The sequence below is a fragment of the Burkholderia sp. SIMBA_051 genome, assembly GCF_046534915.1.
GTDB classification, from domain to species: Bacteria; Pseudomonadota; Gammaproteobacteria; order Burkholderiales; family Burkholderiaceae; genus Burkholderia; species Burkholderia ambifaria.
Map to the genome: position 1 here is coordinate 1 of NZ_JAWRXS010000621.1, position 250 is coordinate 250.

A 250-nucleotide genomic window follows, 5' to 3' on the forward strand; every position below is an offset into this window, starting at 1 on the left:
GGAACGGTCTCCGCGCCTGGCGCGGTCGAGGTCACCGCAGGTCAGGACGCCATCCTGGCGGGCGATGTGACCACCGGGTCAACGCTGACCGTGGCGGCTGGTGGTAATGCCGCCGTCCTGGGCAAGGCGTCATCGATTGGCAACATGAGCCTCGCCGCGGCGAATGGCGCGCTGTTGACCACTGATAGCGTGACGACGCTCGGAGGCCTGAGTGCGAGTGGCCAGCAGGGTGTGAACCTGGGCGGCACAG

The 250-nt window shown here is 68.0% G+C and carries 1 pseudogene; it reads left to right on the plus strand.

Features of this window, described 5'->3' with window-relative positions:
• Positions 1 to 250, plus strand: a pseudogene (locus tag SB771_RS35975) (hypothetical protein); the annotation flags it as partial.